Source organism: Nonomuraea bangladeshensis, from assembly GCF_039529455.1.
Lineage (GTDB): Bacteria > Actinomycetota > Actinomycetes > Streptosporangiales > Streptosporangiaceae > Nonomuraea > Nonomuraea bangladeshensis.
This window is the reverse complement of record NZ_BAAAMV010000004.1, coordinates 72,950-91,436: the sequence shown is the minus strand read 5'-3', so window position 1 is coordinate 91,436 and position 18,487 is coordinate 72,950. Positions and strand designations below refer to the sequence as shown.

The 18,487-nt window shown below is 71.3% G+C and carries 15 protein-coding genes; 7 read left to right on the top strand and 8 right to left on the bottom strand.

The window, feature by feature from the left end; all coding sequences use genetic code 11:
- Nucleotides 1-38 precede the first annotated feature (38 nt).
- The 3 genes from ABD292_RS12170 to ABD292_RS12160 all read left to right on the top strand — a co-directional run bounded on the left by ABD292_RS12170 (nt 39) and on the right by ABD292_RS12160 (nt 1,598).
- Nucleotides 39-482, top strand: coding sequence for a MarR family winged helix-turn-helix transcriptional regulator (locus tag ABD292_RS12170; protein WP_344207233.1), 444 nt, complete (start codon nt 39-41; stop codon nt 480-482).
- Nucleotides 483-519: 37 nt separating this feature from the next.
- The gene (locus ABD292_RS12165; protein WP_344207232.1) at nt 520-954 is read left to right on the top strand and encodes a GNAT family N-acetyltransferase; all 435 of its coding nucleotides are present in this window, start codon (nt 520-522) and stop codon (nt 952-954) included.
- A 125-nt stretch (nt 955-1,079) separates the two neighbouring features.
- Nucleotides 1,080-1,598: a hypothetical protein gene (locus ABD292_RS12160; RefSeq protein ID WP_344207231.1), complete on the top strand. Its 519-nt coding sequence runs from the start codon at nt 1,080-1,082 to the stop codon at nt 1,596-1,598.
- A gap of 8 nt (nt 1,599-1,606) precedes the next feature.
- Here the strand turns inward: ABD292_RS12160 and ABD292_RS12155 are convergent, their stop codons facing one another.
- The 3 genes from ABD292_RS12155 to ABD292_RS12145 form a co-directional block, all read right to left on the bottom strand.
- Entirely contained in the window at nt 1,607-4,735 is a 3,129-nt protein-coding gene (locus tag ABD292_RS12155) for an ATP-binding protein (RefSeq protein ID WP_344207230.1), read from the bottom strand.
- Nucleotides 4,736-4,804: 69 nt separating this feature from the next.
- On the bottom strand, nt 4,805-5,386 hold the full coding sequence (locus ABD292_RS12150; protein WP_344207229.1) for a dihydrofolate reductase family protein: 582 nt from the start codon (nt 5,384-5,386) through the stop codon (nt 4,805-4,807).
- Between the two features lie 65 nt (nt 5,387-5,451).
- A complete protein-coding gene (locus ABD292_RS12145) occupies nt 5,452-6,291 on the bottom strand; it encodes a helix-turn-helix domain-containing protein (RefSeq protein ID WP_344207228.1) in 840 nt (279 codons plus the stop codon).
- A gap of 274 nt (nt 6,292-6,565) precedes the next feature.
- Between ABD292_RS12145 and ABD292_RS12140 the strand changes: the two genes are divergently transcribed.
- Nucleotides 6,566-6,946: a DUF1622 domain-containing protein gene (locus ABD292_RS12140; RefSeq protein WP_344207227.1), complete on the top strand. Its 381-nt coding sequence runs from the start codon at nt 6,566-6,568 to the stop codon at nt 6,944-6,946.
- Between the two features lie 94 nt (nt 6,947-7,040).
- Here the strand turns inward: ABD292_RS12140 and ABD292_RS12135 are convergent, their stop codons facing one another.
- On the bottom strand, nt 7,041-7,760 hold the full coding sequence (locus ABD292_RS12135; protein WP_344207226.1) for a hypothetical protein: 720 nt from the start codon (nt 7,758-7,760) through the stop codon (nt 7,041-7,043).
- Nucleotides 7,761-7,873: 113 nt separating this feature from the next.
- Complete coding sequence (locus ABD292_RS12130) at nt 7,874-9,607, bottom strand: polysaccharide deacetylase family protein (protein WP_344207225.1); 1,734 nt, start codon at nt 9,605-9,607, stop codon at nt 7,874-7,876.
- Between the two features lie 316 nt (nt 9,608-9,923).
- Between ABD292_RS12130 and ABD292_RS12125 the strand changes: the two genes are divergently transcribed.
- Complete coding sequence (locus ABD292_RS12125; protein WP_344207224.1) at nt 9,924-10,913, top strand: aldo/keto reductase; 990 nt, start codon at nt 9,924-9,926, stop codon at nt 10,911-10,913.
- Nucleotides 10,914-11,015: 102 nt separating this feature from the next.
- Nucleotides 11,016-13,289: a hypothetical protein gene (locus ABD292_RS12120; protein ID WP_344207223.1), complete on the top strand. Its 2,274-nt coding sequence runs from the start codon at nt 11,016-11,018 to the stop codon at nt 13,287-13,289.
- Between the two features lie 274 nt (nt 13,290-13,563).
- Here the strand turns inward: ABD292_RS12120 and ABD292_RS12115 are convergent, their stop codons facing one another.
- Nucleotides 13,564-14,343 (bottom strand): neutral zinc metallopeptidase, encoded by a 780-nt coding sequence (locus ABD292_RS12115; RefSeq protein WP_344207222.1) that lies wholly within the window; start codon nt 14,341-14,343, stop codon nt 13,564-13,566.
- Nucleotides 14,344-14,771: 428 nt separating this feature from the next.
- Here ABD292_RS12115 and ABD292_RS12110 point away from each other — a divergent pair, with 428 nt between their 5' ends.
- Nucleotides 14,772-15,737, top strand: coding sequence for an ankyrin repeat domain-containing protein (locus ABD292_RS12110; RefSeq protein ID WP_344207221.1), 966 nt, complete (start codon nt 14,772-14,774; stop codon nt 15,735-15,737).
- A 394-nt stretch (nt 15,738-16,131) separates the two neighbouring features.
- Here the strand turns inward: ABD292_RS12110 and ABD292_RS12105 are convergent, their stop codons facing one another.
- Nucleotides 16,132-17,910, bottom strand: a complete 1,779-nt coding sequence (locus ABD292_RS12105) for a PP2C family protein-serine/threonine phosphatase (protein ID WP_344207220.1) — start codon at nt 17,908-17,910, stop codon at nt 16,132-16,134.
- Nucleotides 17,911-18,061: 151 nt separating this feature from the next.
- Nucleotides 18,062-18,406, bottom strand: a complete 345-nt coding sequence (locus tag ABD292_RS12100) for a DoxX family protein (RefSeq protein ID WP_344207219.1) — start codon at nt 18,404-18,406, stop codon at nt 18,062-18,064.
- Nucleotides 18,407-18,487 lie beyond the last annotated feature (81 nt).

Here is an 18,487-nt window from a genome sequence, read left to right as displayed (position 1 = left end):
GATACTTGAGTGCATCAAGTTCTTGCTAGGATGGCGCCATGGCCATACCGACGGGGCCCGTCACCGCGTCGACGGACGCCGAACGGGCGATGTTCGACTTCGTTGACGCCTACGATCGCGCCTACGAGAACGCCGCCCTGGAGCACGGGCTGAGCGTGGCCCAAGCCTGCGTGCTCGGGCGGCTCGCCCGGCAGGTCGGGATGCGGGAGCTGGCCGACGAGCTCGGCTGCGACGCGTCCAACGTCACGCAGATCATCAGCAGGCTGGAGGCGCGCGGCCTCGTCCGCCGTCAGCCTCACCCCGACGACCGCCGCTCCCGGCAGATCGTCCGGACCCCGGAGGGCGCCCTCCTCTACGCCGCCTTCGAGAAGTCCTTCGAGTTCGCCCGGTCCGCCGCCGCCAATCTGACCGCCCGCGAGCAGGACCAGCTAACCGCTCTGCTCCGCAAGGCCCTCCACGGACCACGGGATCCGGACGCCTGACCGGACGGCCCCTCGTCCCCCATCCGAAAGGACCACTGTGGTCACCATCCGTCGAGCCACCCCTGACGACGCCCCCACCGTGTACGACCTCATCCACGGCCTCGCCGAGCACCAGGACCAGTCCTGGGGCGTCACGGTGAGCGTCGACGACCTGAAGCGGATGCTGGCCCGTCCGGAGATCACGTACCTGATCGCCGAGCGGGACGGCCGGGCCGTCGGCTACGTCTCCTGGCTGGAACGCGTCAGCTTCTGGTCCGGGCAGGACTACCTCCACCTGGACGACCTGTACGTGACCGCCGCCGAGCGGGGCCACGGCGTGGGCGAGCAGCTCATGCGGGCGGCAGCCGAAGCCGCGGGCGGCAAGGTGATCCGCTGGGAGGTCGCCGAGGCCAACACGGCGGCACACCGCTTCTACCAGCGCATCGGCGCCACCCTCACGAGCAAGAAGATCGCCCGCTGGCAGCCCGGCTGAGGCGCGATCGCGCTGACGACCGGCTGCGCGCCCCCTGTCAGCGGCGCATCTGCGCGCTGTCAGCGCCGCTGACCATCATCGTCCTCAGCACCGATCACCTGACCCGTAGCTGAGGAGAACCCGACATGATGACCTTCGCCGCGATCCTGCAACTGCTCGTCGCCCTGGCCTTCGTGAGCATCCCGCTGGTCCGTCACCGCTTCGGCGGCAGCGCGAAGGCGAACGCCGAGGCGGAGCTGCGTCGCCAGGGCGTTCCCGTCACCGTCCTGGCCGAGAACAAGCTCAGCTTCGACGCCAGCGGACACGAGACGGCGGTCCCCCTCACCGTCGCCGGCGTCATGCTGGTCGTGGCCACGCTCAATCTGCTGGCGAACCCCTGGGGAGAGACGCTGACCTGGGTCTTCCAGTCGATCGTGCTCGCCGGCAACGTCCTCATCGTGTACAGCAACCTGACCGCGGCGAAGTCCGTCCAGGCCGCCTTCGAGCGCAAGGGCGACCCCATGTTGCAGCGCATCGACGTCCGGGCGCTGCTCAAGGCGGCGGAGAAGGGCTTCCCCGCCTGGGTGTGGGTCCTGCAGAACGTCCGGAACGTCGTGGTGTTCGCCGGCTCCGCCCTGGCCCTGGTGGCGGCCGCGGTCGCGTAGCGGCCGGGTCACCGGGGTCCCGGGTCCTGTCCCTGGACCTCGGCCAGCCGGTCGATCGCCTGCTGCCGGGGCAGGTCGGCGCCCTCGCGATAGGCCGCGCGGTAGCCGTCCTCGCCCAGTCGCCCGACCAGCTCGCCGATCACGGCGCGGATCTCGGGATCGCCGTGATCGAGCACCCCCTTGATCCTCTCGCTCATGCCCAGCGCGCCCGCCGCGCCCTTCGCGTCGCCCTCCAGGGCGAGCAGCCTGCCCAGCCACTCGCACGCGGTGGCGAGCTGGCCGGGGTTCCCGTAGGCGAAAGAGCCCTGCACGGCCTGCGGGAGCAGCGCGCGCGCCCGCGCCGCCGCGCCCTCGGCCAGCAGGAGCGACACCCGTTCACCTGCGATCAGCCCCCGGACGATGTCCTCGGGCAGCGGCGTGCGATGGGCGAGCGTCTCCAGCCGGTCCAGCACCTGGTGGGCCCGCCGGTACTCGCCCGACCGGCGGAACACCGCCGCCTGATGGTTCATGAGCGTGGTCTCCAGGCGTCGCAGGCCGCGCTCTCTGGCCTGGCGCAGACCGGCCTCGATGTCCCGCAGGGCGCCGTCCAGGTCGCCGCTGCGGGCCCGGGCGGCCGCCAGCCGTCCCTTGGACCAGGCCAGATGCTCTTCCGTGCCGAGCTCGGAGCTGATGACCACGGCCCGCTCGGCGGCCCCGATCGCCTGCTCGTAGTTGCCGCGGACGTCCTCGTCCATGCTGATGGCCAGCAGGGCCATCACCATCCCCCAGCGATCGCCGACCTGCTCGAAGGCCCGTAACGCCTCCCGCCGCTCCTGCGCGCCGGTGGTCATGTCCCCCTGCTGGGTACGGACGAAGTCCTGCGCCCACAACGCGCTGGCCCGTACCCACGGGTCAGGAGAGTTCAGCGCGTGCTCCAGCTCGGCCTGGCCCTGGTCGGTGGAGGCGAGCCGGGACAGCCGGAACAGCGGCACCGCCGGATGGAAGCTCAGCGCCCGCCGGTCCAGGCTGGGCGGCTGCCGATCCGCTCGCCCGTCGATCCCCACCCCCTGGACCACCTGGAAGGCCGCCCGCACGTCCGCCGGCAGCTCGTCGCCGAACGCCAGCACTTCGGTGACGTACGTCTCGAACTGGCGGCTCATGCCCCTGATGCCCCAGTACCAGAACAGCGCACGCACGAATCTCGACGTCGTGAGCGCGTCGCGGGCGGCGAGCGCCCATCGCAGCGCGTGGATCAGGTTGTCGTGTTCAGCGTCGAACACGCTGATCGCGCGGAGCTGCTCGCCGGTGCGCAGCAGCGGCTCGTGCTCCTCGGCGAAGGTCAGGAAATATTCGGACAGCCGCCGGGCGACGTCGTCTCCCGACTCGGCCAGCCGGTCCGCCATGTAGGCACGTACGGTCTCCAGCATGCGGTAACGTCCGGAAACCTCCTGAACGATGGACTTCTCCACCAGCGAGCCGATCACCTGCAGCACCTCGACGGCGGGAAGCGCGTCGTCGGCGCAGATCGCCTCCAGCGCCGGCAGGTCCGCCCCGCCGGGGAACGCCGACAGCCGCCGGGCCAGCGTCCGCTCCGCGTCGTCCAACAGGTCCCAGCTCCACTCGACCATGGCGAGCAGCGTGCGCTGGCGCGGAAGCGCGGTCCTGCTGCCCGAGGTCAGCAGCCTGAACCGGTCGTCGAGCCGCCGCACGATGTCCTTGACGCTCATCACGCGCAGTTTCGCGGCCGCCAGTTCGAGCGCCAGCGGCATGCCGTCGAGCCTGCGGCAGATCTCCACCACGTCGTCCACCGTGGTCTCGTCGAGGGCGAAGCCGGGCCGGACGCCACTCGCGCGGTCGGCGAAGAGCCGTACCGACGCCGCCTGCCCGGCCTCGGCCGGGTCGGTGTCGGCGGCGGGCAGGTCGAGCGGCCCGAGGTGGCACAGCGTCTCCCCGTTGATCGCGAGGGCCTCCCTGCTGGTGGCCAGGATCTTCAGGTGCGGGAGCCGTACGAGCAGCTGTTCGGCCAGGTCGGCGGCGGCCTCGACCAGGTGCTCGCAGTTGTCGAGGAGAAGCACGCCCCCGCCGGCGTCGAGCAGGTTCGCGATGCGGTCGAGCGGGGTGGCCTGCTGGAGCCGCCCGTTGTCGTAGAGGCGGCTGTCGGAGGAGCTGAGCACGCCGAGGACGGCGTCGGCCAGCCGGCCCGGCTCGCTCACGCCGGCCAGCGGCACGAACCACACGCGCTCGCGCAGTTCCGACGCGGCCTCCAGCGACAACCTCGTCTTGCCGGCGCCGCCAGGGCCGACGACGGTGACCAGCCGCCCCTCTGCCAGCAGCTCCGCCACCTGCCGCAGCTCGGCTTCCCGGCCGAAGAACCTGGTCAGCCGGGCGGGCAGGCGGCTCGGCTCGGCCTCCACCCGCGCCACCGGCCGGTCCAGCTCCCCGCGCAGCAGGGCGAGATGAACCTCCGCCAGCGCCCGTGAGGGGTCCACGCCCAGCTCGTCGCCCAGCCTGGCGCGGATCTCCTCGTAGACCGCGAGCGCGTCCGACTGGCGTCCGGCCGCCGACAAAGCCCGCATCCTCAGCTCGGCCAGCCGTTCACTCAGCGGATGCTCCGAAGCCGCCGCGCCGAGGTCCGCCAGCACCTCCGCGTGCCGGCCGAGCCGCAGCTCGGCGTCGAAACGGTCCTCGGCCGCCCCGGCGAGCAGGTGGTGCAGCCGGGTGGCGCTGTTACGGGCGAACGCGGCCTCCTGGACGTTCTCCAGCGCCCTCCCCCGCCACAGGCCGAGGGCGGCGCGCAACGCGGCGGCGGCCTCCTCGGGCCGGTTCGCGGCCAGCTCGCGCCGACCCTGCGCGGCCAGATCCTCGAACCGGTACGCGTCCACGTCCTGAGCAGCCACCGGCAGCCGGTAACCGCCGGCCACCAGCTCCACCGTCCCCGCCTCGCCCAATGCCCTGCGCAACCGGGACACCAGCCCCTGCAGCGCGCTGGTGGCGCCCGCCGGCGGCTCGTCGTCCCACAAGTCGGTGATCAGCGCGTCCGCGCTCACTGGGCGACCGGCCGCCAGCGCGAGCCTGGCCAGCAGCGTTCGCAGCCGCATGCCGCCGATGTCGATCGGTCTCCCGTCCGCGGCCAGTACCTCCACCGCGCCAAGCAGCACAATTTGCACCCCGAAAGCCTCTCAGACCCGCAGCGAAGCTCGGCACTGCAGCCGCTTGGCTCAGACGGGTCAGCGGCGCACCCGACAGCGCAGGTGAAGCACCCGGTTGCCCTGGATCACCACGTCAGGGTCCTCCAACAGGTGCTGCGCGTGGACCGACCCGAAGTAGCGCTTGCCGGACCCGAACACGACGGGCACGACGTCCATGCGCACCTCGTCGACCAGGCCCGCGGCCAGCACCTGGCCACCGACGTCGCCGGCGGCGACCTCGATCAAGCGGTCACCCGCGAGCTCCCGCGCCTTGGCCACGGCCGCCTCGACGCCGTCGGCGAAGTGAAACGGCGCCTCGGGGTCCCAGCCTTCGGGCTGCGGCCGGTGCGTCACGACGACCACGTGGTCGATGCCGCTCGGCGGCTTGCCGCCCCAGCCCTCCGTCAGGTCGAAGACGTGGCGGCCGACGATCGTGACGCCGATCTGGTCCCAGTACGCCCGGGTGTAGTCGTAGGAGGTCCGCGACACCTTCAGCTGGCCGCTCTCGTCCAGCGGGACGTCACCGCTGGACAACCAGTCGAACAGCGGTCCGGGCTGGTCGTTCTCGTCCGCGACGAAGCCGTCCAACGACACCGAGCTGTACATGACGACCTTGCCCACGGACCTCTCCTCTGCTTCGGGGTGCCCCAAATTAGCGTGTCGTGCGCTGTCGCTCTTGTAAGAAATCAATCGGCCGGCAGCGGCCAGCCGTTCATCACGTGGCCGGGGTGTTCGCGCAGGAACCGCCGCCGGACCTCGACGTACCGGGTCGGCGTGAGCCCGGTGAACGCCCGGAACTCGTGGCCGAAGTGGGCCTGGTCGAAGTAGCCCGCGCCGCCCGCGAGCTCGCTCCAGTCGATCGGCCCGGCGGGGTCGATCGCGAACACGGTGGCGGCGAAGCGGTGGCTGCGGGCCAGCCGCTTCGGCGTGACGCCGACGAGCTCCTTGAACCGCCGTGCCAGATGGGTGCTGCTGACACCGGCCGCCACGCTCAGGTCGCCGATCGCCACCGCCCCGCCGGCCGCCGCGATGACGCCGCTCGTGCGGCGGACCAGCTCCAGGCCGGCGGTCTCGCGCAGCCGTCGCATCAGCTCCCGCTCGAGCAACGTCAGCATCTCGTACGGTCCGTCCGCCGCGGCCAGCCGCTCGCGCAGCTCAGCGATGGCGGCCCGGCCCCAGACCTGCTCCACCGTCACCGGCCGGTCACACAGCTCGGCCGCGGGCATCGGCAGGAACGGCGCCAGCCCCCACGGCTTGACGTGCGCGCCGACGGACCGGGTCCCCGGCGGATAGCCGAACTCGAAGGCGCGGGTGGGCGTGGTGACCACGCAGCCGTCGGCGTACTCGGCCGTCTCGACGCCGGTGCCGGCCCGGATGCGGAACGGCGCCCCCAGGTTGACGATGAGCAACGCCGCCGGCATCGGCGGCAGCGTCAGCCGCGCGTACGGCGGCGCGCCCTCCAGGTAGTAGAGGTCGTCGATCAGCGCGTCCAGCGGCGGTCGCGGCACTCTGGACACGTACTTCACGCCCCCAGTATCGCCGACGCCCCGCCCGTGTCGAGCGCGGTGGGGGGAGCGCCTTGGGTGGCTAGGGCTGCTCCCGGGCGTCCTCGGCTGGAACATGCCGAGGCAGGTACGCGCGACCCGCCGAGACGCCGCCGGCACGCTCGACAAGACAGGTGAAAGGCTTGGTCATCACTGGTCGAAAGCGTACGTGCTGACCTCTGTCGCCCTGTTGTCGTGCCTGTGGCGGGGAATTTCACGAAAGGCAGTTTCATGAGCCCTGGCCGGGAGGCATGACATGGACACGAGTTTCGCGAATCTCGTGGAACGGGTCGGCCAGGCGGTTGACGTGGCCGGTGTCGCCCTCATCGTGCTGGGCGCCCTGATGGCCACCGTACGCTTCGCTCTCAGTGCCATCAGCCGGCAAGGGCCCTTCCACGACGCCTACCGGGGATATCGGCAGGGTTTGGGCCGAGCCATCCTGCTCGGATTGGAGTTCCTCGTGGCCGGTGACATCATCCGGACGGTGGCCGTGGCCCCTACCTTTGCCAGTGTCGGCGTCCTCGCGCTCATCGTGATAGTCCGGACCTTTCTCAGCTTCTCCTTGGAGATAGAGCTTGAGAACCGCCTGCCATGGCGAACGTCCCCGCAACAACGCATGAGCCAGCAGGGTTCTTGAGGGCGAACTGTCACGCGCCCGAGTGGACGGCCGCGCGCGTGGCGGACCAGGACCGCCACCATCACGGAAATCGCGGCCCTCGCCGGCCCCGGGCTCATTCGGGGACGCACAGAACGTGGATCTTGATGGACAGTGTCCTGTCGGTGCGGTTCTTCGCCCGGACCTCGTAGCGTCGGGGGACGTCGCCGAACGGTTCGAGTTTCGCCTTGCCGACGAGGACGTCCGGGATCGGGCTGGCCGGGGCGGCGAGGTCGGTGATCTCGTAGCCGCCGCTCACGGCCCGCAGGCCGCTGTACGGGCACGCGCCCGTCCAGGTGGCCTCCTGCTGGGGCGGGATCAACGCGCTGAGCCCGCCCCAGACCGACTTGTCGAAGGGGTCCGGGCCCGCGGGGCCGGCGGGCCCGGTGGGTCCCTGCGGGCCGGTCCTGTTCCAGGAGATCTCCCGCTCGCCGGCCCGGCACGCGCTCGACGCGAGGGCGGCCGAGGAGGGCGTGGCAGTGGGGTTGCGCGTCGGGGTCGAGGTGGGGTTCGGTGACGGGTTCCTGGTGGGGCTGATGGTCGGGGTCGAGGTGGGGTTCAGCGTCGGGGTGGCGGTGGGGTTCGGTGACGGGTTCCTGGTCGGCGAGATGGTGGGGGTGGCGGTCGGGGTGGGCGTCGGGTCGCCCGGGACGCGCAGCACCCCGTCCGCGCCGGCGCACGCCACGATCACCTCATCGGACGCCGCCGCGGCGGCCGCCACCGCGACCCCCGTCCCGGCCGTCCCGACGGCGACCAGCAGCCCAGCCGCCGTAAGAATCTTCCTCTTGTCGTTCATGCTCGGCTCCCTCGCTCCTCGCCCGGCTCACGTGATCAACGTGATCAACGTGGCCGACGGCTCTTGCGAACGGGTTGCAACCGTCCTGGAACGCCACCAGGACGGCCGGACCGTCACCACCGTACGGGCAGCGTCCCGATGAAGCGGCCGAGCGCGCCCGCCAGGAGCCGGTGGTCGTGCAGCGACGGATGCCAGTCGCAGCCGAGCAGGTCGAGCCCGAGGGCGTCGTTGTCGTAGTGGAGCGCCGACACCCGGGTGTCGCCCTGGCTGTTGCGCTCCCGGACGATCTGCTGGACGGAGTCCGCCAGCGGCGTGCCGGACATCGTCGGGTAGGTCAGCACGATGGACGTGCCGGGGCCGTACCGGAGGCGGAGCTTGGCCAGGAAACCCAGGTAGGCGGCCCGGAAGTCGGCGGCGAGCGCGGCGGTGTCGGCCCACGGCTCGCCGGGGTTGAGCGGGGTGGAGAAGTCGTTGATGCCGAGGCCGACCACGACGACCTGGGGCCTCCAGGTCCTGGGCGGCTGCCAGGCCGCGGTGCCGGCCGCCTGGAGGGTCCGGTCGTAGTACGTGCGGAAGTCGGTGCCGGGGCTGCTGCCGTTGTAGTTGCGTACCATGCCCATCCCGGACCAGGCCGTGAGCTGGTGGTCGGCGTTCAGCGCGCGGGCGGTGAGGGCGCCGAAGGTCTGGTCGGCGTTGGAGTTGGGGTTGATCCCGCCGCTCGCCGAGCAGTCGCGGCTGGTCGACATGTTGCCGTAGCCGGCGGTCCAGGAGTCGCCGATGAACTCGATCTGCCGGGCGCGGGCGGCGGGCGGGGCGAGGACGCGGCCCCCTGGCGCGGCGACGAACCCGCCGAACTCGCCGGGCGTCCACGGGCTCTCGGTCCGCTTGGCGAGGCGTACGGTGTGCACGCCGCCGCCGAGGCCGGTCACCCAGTGCGTGGTCCTGCCGGGCGTCCGCAGCGTGACCGGTGCGCCGCCGTCGATCTGTACGTCGTAGTCGTTGGCGGCGTCGTTCAGCTCGATCCCGACCCCGGTGCCCTGGAAGCGGCCCTCGAAGGTGACGCCCGGCCAGGTGTAGCGCACGCTGTCGCCCAGATCCTCGACCCGGCCGGCGGTGCGGGCACCGGCCGGGGTGTGGCCGGGGGCGACCGCCCGGCCGGTGACCGGCGAGATCCTTCCGGCGCACAGGCCGCGCTCGCGCAGATCGGCGGCGATCCGCGGGATGGCCCGGACGGTGTTCGCGGGCCAGTCGTGCATGAGGATCACGTCGCCGGACCGCAGCTCCCTGGCCTTCGCCGCGATCTGGTCGGCGGTGGCGTTGTTCCAGTCCTGGGAGTCCACGTCGGCGTTGATCTCGGTGAGGCCGTGCCGGAGCTCCACCGCGCGCAGCCCCTCGTCGGTCTCCAGGTAGGGCGGGCGGAACAGGCGGGGCGTGGCGCCGGTGACCCGCGTGATGACGTCCTGGGTCCGGGAGATCTGCGCGTCCTGCTGCTCGGCGGTGAGCTGCGTCATGTGGGGGTGGTCCCAGCTGTGGTCGCCGATCCACATGCCGGCCCTGACCTGCTGCCTCGTCAGGTCCGGGTACGCCTCCACGTTCTGGCCGACGTTGAACATGGTGGCACGCAGCCCGGCGGTTCTGAGGGCGGCCAGCAGGGCGGGGGTGTTGCCGGGGGTGGGCCCGTCGTCGAAGGTCAGCCCCACGTAGCCGGAGCAGGCGCGGCCGGGGGCGCCGGTGCCCGCCGACGCCCGCGCCCGCGGCGCGACCAGGGCCGCCGCCACGAGAGCCGCCACGAGAGCCGCCGCCACGAAGGCCGCACTCCGCAGTCTCCACCACCGTAAGACGTGCACTGTCCACTCCTTTGGCCGACCGACACGAACGAAGGGGAACGTCTGCCGCCCGGCCCGGTTCTCACCGGATCGCGGCGATGGGGACGTTAAGGTGCCGGGCCGCACTCACGGGTGCAGAGGGGCAGAAGTGCGGCGAACGGTCGTCGGCGCTCTGCGAACGGTCGTTCCGCGCGCCTCGTCCGTGAAAGTTACCCGCGCCCGGCCCGTACCATCCTGTCGTCCCTGGCGGCCGCTTTCACCCCTCAGGCCGGACCTTCCTCGCCTGCTGATCGCCTCACACTGGAAGCTGGAACCGTACACAAGGGAGAAATGCCGCATGCGCACTCATCGGCTCGGGCACACCACGACAGAGGTCACCGAACTGGGCTTCGGGGGCGGGCCGCTGGGCGGCCTGTTCGAACCGCTGGATGACGACACCGCGGCGCAGGCGCTGACGGCCGCCTGGGACGCGGGGATCCGCTACTTCGACACCTCGCCGCACTACGGCATCGGGCACTCCGAGCGCCGCATCGGTGAGCTGCTGCGCGGCAAGCCGCGGGCGGAGTTCACGTTGTCGACGAAGGTCGGGCGGCTGCTGGTCCCGCAGGATCCGATGGGCCGGATGGACGAGGGCTTCGCCGTGCCGGCCACCCACCGCCGGGTCTGGGACTTCTCACGTGACGGCATCCTGCGCAGCGTCGAGGACTCGCTGGCCCGCATGGGCGTCGACCGGATCGACGTGCTGTATCTGCACGATGCCGAGGAGCACTTCGAGGCCGCCCTGCGCGACGGGTATCCGGCGCTGGCCGAGTTGCGCGCCCAGGGCGTGGTCGGCGCCGTCGGCGCGGGCATGTACCACCCCGGCAAGCTGACCCGCCTGGTGCGGGAGACCGACGCGGACGTGATCATGCTGTCGGGCCGCTACACGCTGCTGGACCACACCGCCCTGGACGAGCTGCTGCCCGCCTGTGTCGAACGCGGCGTGTCCGTCCTGGCCGCCTCCGTCTTCAACTCCGGTCTGCTGGCGACCGACCGGCCTGCCGAGGGGGCGCGTTTCGACTACGCGCCCGCCGACCCGCGGCTGGTGGAACGGGTCAACCGCATCGCGGATGTCTGCGAGGCGCACGGAGTGACCGTCCCCCAGGCCGCCATGGCCTTCCCGCTGCGCCACCCCGCAGTGGCGGGCATCGTGGTCGGGATGCGCTCGGCGCAGGAGGTGCGGCTCAACACCGCCGCGTTCTCGGCCCACGTCCCGGCAGGGTTGTGGTCCGATCTGCGCGACGAGGGCCTGCTGGACGAACGCGCCCCGGTGGACGTGGCGCCCTGAGGCGCGGTCGGCCGCGGACTGCGCGCGCTGGCGCTTGATCAACTTGGCCGGGGATCAGTAGGGTTGGGCGCTTTCCTCCTCACCCCCCTCCCGGAGTGCCTCATGCGCCGCCATCGTTTCGGCCGGCTCGCCGCCGGTTTCGCGGCTCTCTACCTGGCCGCCGTGATCGTCCTTGCCGTCGTCGGACTGGTCACCGGCGACCTCGTCCCGCTGTGGCGAGTCGTCGCGGAACCGAACGGCTTCACGGCGGACCAGATCCGGGCGTGGCCGTGGCTGGCCGCCCTGCTGGTGCCGATCGCGGCGGTGCAGGCGTGGGCGTACCGGGAGGTGCTGCGCGGGCGGCTGCGCGGGGAGCCGGCGCGGAACGGCCGGGAGGTGCGGCTGCTGCGGGCCGGTCTCTACGCCACGGTCGCGTACCTCCTGGCCTGGGAACTGCCGATCCCCTACCTGTGGTGGATGTCGCTGGTCGCCGACGTGATCGAGCTCGCGGTGATGTGGCTGTTCTACCGCGTGCTGTCGGGGACCACCCGCCGATGGCTGCGGGTGCTCATGCTCGTGACCGGCACGCTCAGCGTGGTGCACTACGCCGTCACCACCATCGCGTACGAGACGGGCAACCACCTCTTCTCCGGGCAGAACTGGACCTGGGCGCTGGACATCCTGCGGTCGCTGTGGCTGGTGTCGCTGTTGGTGGCGCAGGCACGGGATCCGCGTTGGAGCGGCGCGACGGTACGGGCCGGCGTGATCGCCGTCCTCTTCTCGCTCCTTTCGCCCGGCTCGATGTCGATCATCACGTTCGGCAGCCCGGACGAGGTGCCGTGGAAGCTGCTGATTCCCTCGCTGATGGGCGCGGTCTCGGTCTTCTCGCTGGTCTGGTGGGCGCGGTCCGCGCATGACCTGGGCACGCTCCAGCCTCCCGTCCCCCGGACGGAGCCCGTGCGGGCGCGGGCCAGGTGGTGGCCGCTGCCGGCCGTGGCGGTCGTGCTCCCGCTGGTCCCCGCGGCCGTGAACCTCGCGCAGGGAGTGCCGTTCTGGCTCGGACCGAAGAACGTGCTGGGCGACGTGGTACGCGAGTACACCGGGGCGGAGGCCACCGCGTACTGGTTCGCGCTCGACCTCCTCGCCGGCGTCGGCGCGCCGGCGGTGCTGATCCTGGTCGCCGTGCGGCGGCGGACGCGCACGTTGCTGCGCGCCACGACGCTGAGCCTGTTCCTGCTGGGCGGGGTCGGCGCCGTGAGCGCGTTCACCTCTGACCACTCCACCTTCTTCGGGGAGCTGTGGCTCTACCCGGAAAGCCTCTACGTCGAGCCGGGCGCCACGGTCCCCTACGAGGGCGCCCAGCTCCTGTCCCCCGGCATCTCCCCGCTCTGGTACGCCCTCGCGCTCACCGCCTCCGGCCTCATCCTGCTCCTCCTGTACGCCGCACCGCCCGCTCACCGCATCCGCGGCCACGTCCTGCTGGCGGGGCTCGCCTCGGCCGTGATCCTGTGCCTGCTGCCCGCAGCGGACACGGCCCGCGGCCCCGTCACGGACTGCGCCTTGCCCGAGCCGTGGGAGATCGACACGGGCAGGGCGGAGCCTCGTGAGCTGACGGCCGAGCAGAAGTTCGTGTGCTCCCTGCGCGGCGAGCACGGCGCACGGGGCCTGCACGTGTTCCCCGACACCACGCCCGACCAGGTCGTGCTCGCCTACGGGCGCCGCCTGTGCGGCCTCCACACCCGCAACGACCCACGGGAGCTGGCCCGGCTGAAGATCGACCGCGCGTCCCTCACCTATCCTCTGGCCGGCATCTGCCCCAGCGCCGCCACCATCGTCCAGGCCGCGAAGACCAAGCAGGACCAGGAGATCGCGGCGATGCAGGCCGATGCCCAAGCCATGTGCGACGCCACGCCGCGTCACCGTCCGCGCATCAGGCCGGCGCGGGCGATCCGGATGAAGGAGCCGCAGTGGACCGACTACGGGGTGCTGCAGACGTACGAAGGGGATGGAGAGTGGGAGACCGAGCCGGACCTGGACCCCGGCAACGGACTGGTCTCCTCCGCGCCCGGCGTCCTGGCCGTCATGACGCACTCCGACTTCGACCTCTGCGTCACCCTGGAGACCTACACCCGCCGGCCGCCCGTCGAGACCAAGGGCTGGGACAAGGTGGTCGAGGTCGGCTACTACAGCCCGGGCGGCGAGATCGTGCTCTACGACAACCTCAGCGGCACCGAGCTGCCCAACCTCGCCCTCAACGGACGGAAGGGGCACTACCGCATCCGCGTGCACTACGCCTGGTTCCCCTGGAAGGGCGAGGCGCAGAGCGGGCAGCGGCTGCTCATCATGGCGTATCCCGGCAAGGGCGACAAGGAGATCGTCCACCGGAACCGGAAGTGACCTGGTTCTCCAACTGCCGAGGTTTCATCCGCTTCGGCGCCGATGGCGCTGCGGGCGTTGCTGCGTTCGTCCGCGGGGGCGCCGGTCAGGTGCCGGTCGATCGGTGGCCAGGTCCCATGCCCGCACACGCCCGTGCGGCTCACCCTCTGCCGCTGGGTTGTCCCAGGTCAATAGTCGACCAGCGCTATGAGAGCGGCGTGGCATCGCCGTGCCGATGCCGCCCGCCCCTGCGGCGACCAGGACGTTCTGGCCGGCCAGGCCGGGGTCGATCGCGTCAGGAGACCTTGGACGAAGCTGCCGCCCAGGTGTTGCAGGAGGCCGGGTCGGCGGTGCGGAAACCGGCCTTGACCCATCGCTTGCGGTTGGCGGCCTTGCCGTACTCGGCGGAGTCTTGGTAGTAGGACGCCGTGACCCTCTTCCAGTCCCTCGCGGTCTTGCCCGGCAGCGGCCAGACGCTCTTGACGAAGGCCGCGCCCAGGCATGCTGCCTGCAGGTACATGCGCCGCCTCTGTTCGAGGTGCTCGGCGTTGCTGCCGGCTCTGAGGTCCTCGCCGGCGTCGTAGAGACCGGCCAGCTTCTGCACGTGGTAACCGTAGGTGGCGGCGATCGTGTGGAAGAGGTCGAGGCCGGTGACGGGTCCGAGGAGCCAGTACTCGCCGATCTTGAAGGACAGCGTGCGGTCCCAGTCGCAGTACCACACCGTGGACGGCTGGATCGTCTCGCCGTCCTCGGACGCGCAGTAGTTCTTGGGCAGGCGGGTCACGAATCGCACCTTGACCGGCTCATAGGGCAGGCCGGCCGCCTTCAGGTGCTGTCCCCACGTGTTCTCCAGGCAGCGCAGGGCCTCGTTGATGTACGTACGGGCCTCGGCGGGCGTTACGGGCTCGTCCGGCAGGTCGTTACAGGTCGTGGTGGGCAGCGGGCCGGCCTGGTACAACACGTTCTTGACGAGCACGGGGTTCTTCACGGGATACGCCGAGGCGTGCGCGGCCGCCGTGACGGTCAAGGGGGTGAGGAGGGCGCAGGCGAGTGCCGCGATCTTGAGGGGCTTCACGATGGGTGAGAATAGGGGCTTGCGGGGTTGGAGCGCCATATTGATACCGGCCTGGAGCTGGAGCCATTGATCCGCGACGCACGCCGCCCGCCGGACGAAACGGCCAAGCCCTTGGCCGCTGGCTTCCCGTCGGTGGCGGCAACCGCGCTCGTGGCGATGCCGAAGCGGCCCGGCTGGTCCTGCGGCAACTCGCCGCCCCGGTGGAGTCCTGTCGACCCCAGCGGGTGAGCTGGTAGCCCATGCACGGGATCGCCGGTGGCCGCCCGGGGCCGGCGTGGTGCAGCCCACCAGCACGAACATCAGCGCAGGCGACCGGATGAGCCCCGCATGCAGCCTCCCAGGAACGACCCGCCACCGGTCGTTCTCCGTTTTGTCGGTCTGCTCCTCCATGATCTACCGCATCACCCGTCACAGGCTGAAGGAGCAACATGCCCACCACGCCCCCGTCCGGCGACTGGTCCGGGGTCCGCTGGAACGACTGGAGCGACCTCGCTCTCATCCGCGCCCGCCTCGACGCCGGCGCCGACCCCCACGGGAACGTGTACTACTACGGCCGGCCGTTACGCGCCGCCGCCGCGTACGGCTCGCCCGAGGTGGTCGCCGAGCTGGCCCGGCGGGTCGACGACGTCGACGCCGAGTACGAGGGCCGCACCGCGCTCTGGGAGGCCGTCTTCGCCGACCGCCCCGGCAACGCCCGCGTCCTGGCCGACGCCGGAGCGGACCCGTGGCGGCCGATGATGTCCGGCTGGTCCCCAGGACGGCTCAGCCTGGCCACGCCGACCCCGGACCTGTTCCCCCTGCCGCCGGGCGAGCCGGGCCTGTCCCCCGCCGAGTCCGCCGCCGTGGCGGAGGCCCGACGGCTGATCACGGCGCTCGGCGACTTCGAGGACGACGGCCTGGGCCTGGCGTGCGTGGCCGGCGTCACCGCCGCCGAGGCGGTCCGCAGGCTGGAGGCCGAGCCGGTCGCGCAGGACGAGGTGGAGGAGGTCCTGGAGGATCCGGCCGAGCTCTGGGAGGACAACCTCGACCTGGTCGGCGTCACGGACGTGCCGGGCGGCTGCGTGATCACACAGCCCTGGAGCTTCGGCCCGTCGAGCCCCCGGGTCAGCGAACGCCTCTCGGCCGGCACCGTCTGTTACGGGCTGTTCGCCAACCCCAAGAGCGGCAACCAGGGCAGCGTCGCCCGCGACGGCGTCATCGTGGAGTGGGACACCCATCCGGGCGGCGGCAGCGTCTCGCCCGACCAGTCCGCCGCGGAGATCCTGGCGACGTACCTGTACCAGGGCCAGGCCATCGCCTACTGCTGCGCCGGCGCGGGCCTGCGGCTGCCCGACGCTCGTGCGATCATCGGCGAGTGCGACCTGTGGGTAAGACTTCCCGGCCATCTGGTCTGAGGCGGGTGTCACTCGTGGCGGCCATCGCCGCCACGCCTTTCCTCCTGCTGTACGCCGCCGTGACGGCCCCCCAGCGGATCACCGATCACGGCCCAGCGCGCACTTCTCCGAGCTGAGCGTCTTCGCCTCGCAGGAGTCCGCCGACCGCGTATGGGTCGCCTTCGACACGACCTACTCCGGCACCGCGGACCTCCGCTGCTGGTGAACGCCTTTCACGGTCCCGGTATCCAGAGCCGGACCTGCCGGGCGCGGAACTCCAGCGTGCCCGCGCCCTCTCCAGCGGGGGCCGGGAGGGGGCGGGGCGAGGCGGAGCCGACGGCGGCGGTAGGGACCGGCTCGTCACGAGGTCCGACCCTCTCTCTAGCTGAGCCAGGGACGCGCAACCCGTGCCCCTTCAGAGCACCCGTGCGGCCAGGATGCAGACGTCGTCTTCCACGTGACCGCCGTCGAGGCGCTCCAAGATGCAGTCGATCATCGCCTCGGGATCCTCCTGGTAGCAGTCCTGCGCGGTCGAGAGCAGCACCTGGATGCCCGCGTCGAGGTCCCGTCCGCGCTTCTCGATGATCCCGTCGGTGTAGAGCAGGAGCAGGTCGCCGGCCTCCAGCTCGGTGGTGTTCAGCTCGTAGTCGGCTTCGAAGGCGCCGAGCAGCGGCCCCGACACGCCGTCCAGCAACCTGGCGCAGCCGTCCCGTACCAGCATGGGGGCGAGATGCCCGGCATTCGCCCAGACGAAGGTGCGCTTTGTGGCGTCGAAGTGGCCGACGACCATGGTGCCCGTGACGGGGTTGACGCTCTGGGCGAAATCCATGATCACGCTGTTCAGGAAGGTCACGAGCCGGTTCGCCGGTTCGCCGGTGTAGGCCAGCCCGGCCAGCCCCGCACGCAGCTGAAGCATGAGGCCGGCCGCGGCCAGGCCATGGCCCATGGCGTCCCCGACCGCCAGCAGCACCTTGTCCTCACCGAGGCGCCGCGCCTTGAAGAAATCGCCGCCCAGCCGGGCGAGCTCCTCGGCCGGCAGGTAGCGCACGCCGACGGCCAGGCCCGGCAGGTGCATGAAGCGCTGACGGTTCGGCAGGATCACGGCCTGGAGATGTTCGGAGACCCGCTGCTGCTCCAGCGCGCGTTCCTCCTGCCGCACCGCCTGGGCCTGAACCCTGGCCATCGACCGCTCCCTACGCCGGTTACGCGTCACGTCCTGGACGAGGAAACGCAGCTTGACCGGCAGGCCCTCGGAGTCCAGCAACGGTTCGGCCACGACGCACAGGTGGCGCGTGCCGTGCCGGTGCCTGACTCTGAACTCCGTCTCGGCCGACTCCCGGCACTCCAGCAGCGTGTCGATCAGATCCTCGACAGCGGCCAGGTCCTCCGGCACCGCTAGTTTGGGCAAATCCTCCAGGGCGATCGGCTTTTCGCCGGGGTCGAGGCCCAGCATGTCGTACATCTGGGGCGTCCAGATCACCTGCCACGTGGCAAGGTCCCACTCGCCCCAGCCGAGCTCCGCCAGCCGCTGGGCGCGGGACCAGCCGGAGATCAGCATGTCCTTCTCGTCGAGCACGCACCAGCTCAGCAGCATGCCGTCTATCACCCGGGCGGCGCGCACGGTCATCGTGACCGGCCAGAACCGCTCGCCCGAGATCTCCAGATGCTCGATCGCGCGGCGGAAGTAGGGCTCACCGCTCTCGTACGCCCTGATGTAGTCCTCCAGCAGCCCGGAAGTGCCGATGCCCGGGCTGATGGACATCAGGCGTCTGCCGATCATGTCGCACCGCTGGCCGGCCGGCGTCGTGCAGTGGCTGTTGGCGGCCAGGACGCGGAAGCCGACCACCCGTCCGACGGAGTCCCTGACCGGACAGAGCCAGGCGGCGGAGTCGTGGAAGGTTTCGAGCAGGGGATGGACCCAATCGGCGACCTCGGGCAGCGGACTGTCGTCCGGCGGCGGGGGCTGCACCATCCGAGCAGCTTCGAGCAGTTGCACCCCGCTGTTCTTCGCCATCTGCTTGAGCCGCTCGGCCGCCTCGCTGGGGCGGATGTCCAGGGTCATCGCCAGGTTGGCGACCGCGGTGTCGAGTACGGCCCTGCGCTGGACGAGCTCGTGCACCCGGGCGAGCTGCTCACGCACCTTCGCCACGGTGGCGGCGCTCTGGAAACGGCTCAGCGGCATGGCGGTGTCCACCCGCTTCCCGTTCCGCCAGGAACGTACCGGAAACGCCGTGCGAGAAACGGTGACAGCCCTTTGGGCAACCCTGTGGGAGTCCGTGAGTGTCGCAGGGCTTCCGTCTGGAGGCGTGGCCGTGGTGCACGTACGGCCCCATGCCGGCGGGAGGTCAGCTCAGCCCCAGGAGCAGAGTGGCCACGACCGGGGCGAGGTACAACACGGGGAAGACAACCGTTTTGTGCGAACGGGCCCTCAGCACCGTGACGACGGCGCCGAGGAAGTACACCACGAGACCTATCCCGGCAGCCACACCGATCGCGGGCACCGCCAGGCCGACGAGCAAACCGACCGCGCCCGCAGCCTTGGCCGCTCCCAGCCACGGCCACCACGACTTGGGCACGCCGTACTCGACCAGCGGCTTGGCGACGAAGTCCGCTTGACGCAGCAGCGAGAAGCCTGAGAAGCCGACCCAGGCGGCGGTCAGAACGGTGACGACGATGAGGGTGGTGGACATCAAATCTCCTGTAGCGACGTGGTGCAGCACGGTCACTGGTACGGACCGCGCGAGCGTGACTGCGATGCGGTACCAGGTTCG

Coding starts and splice junctions, on each gene's coding strand:
- ABD292_RS12170 (WP_344207233.1), top strand. CDS start 39: ATGGCCATACCGACGGGGCCCGTCACCGCGTCGACGGACGCCGAACGG.
- ABD292_RS12160 (WP_344207231.1), top strand. CDS start 1,080: ATGATGACCTTCGCCGCGATCCTGCAACTGCTCGTCGCCCTGGCCTTC.
- ABD292_RS12140 (WP_344207227.1), top strand. CDS start 6,566: ATGGACACGAGTTTCGCGAATCTCGTGGAACGGGTCGGCCAGGCGGTT.
- ABD292_RS12135 (WP_344207226.1), bottom strand. CDS start 7,760: ATGAACGACAAGAGGAAGATTCTTACGGCGGCTGGGCTGCTGGTCGCC.
- ABD292_RS12125 (WP_344207224.1), top strand. CDS start 9,924: ATGCGCACTCATCGGCTCGGGCACACCACGACAGAGGTCACCGAACTG.
- ABD292_RS12120 (WP_344207223.1), top strand. CDS start 11,016: ATGCGCCGCCATCGTTTCGGCCGGCTCGCCGCCGGTTTCGCGGCTCTC.
- ABD292_RS12110 (WP_344207221.1), top strand. CDS start 14,772: ATGCCCACCACGCCCCCGTCCGGCGACTGGTCCGGGGTCCGCTGGAAC.
- ABD292_RS12100 (WP_344207219.1), bottom strand. CDS start 18,406: ATGTCCACCACCCTCATCGTCGTCACCGTTCTGACCGCCGCCTGGGTC.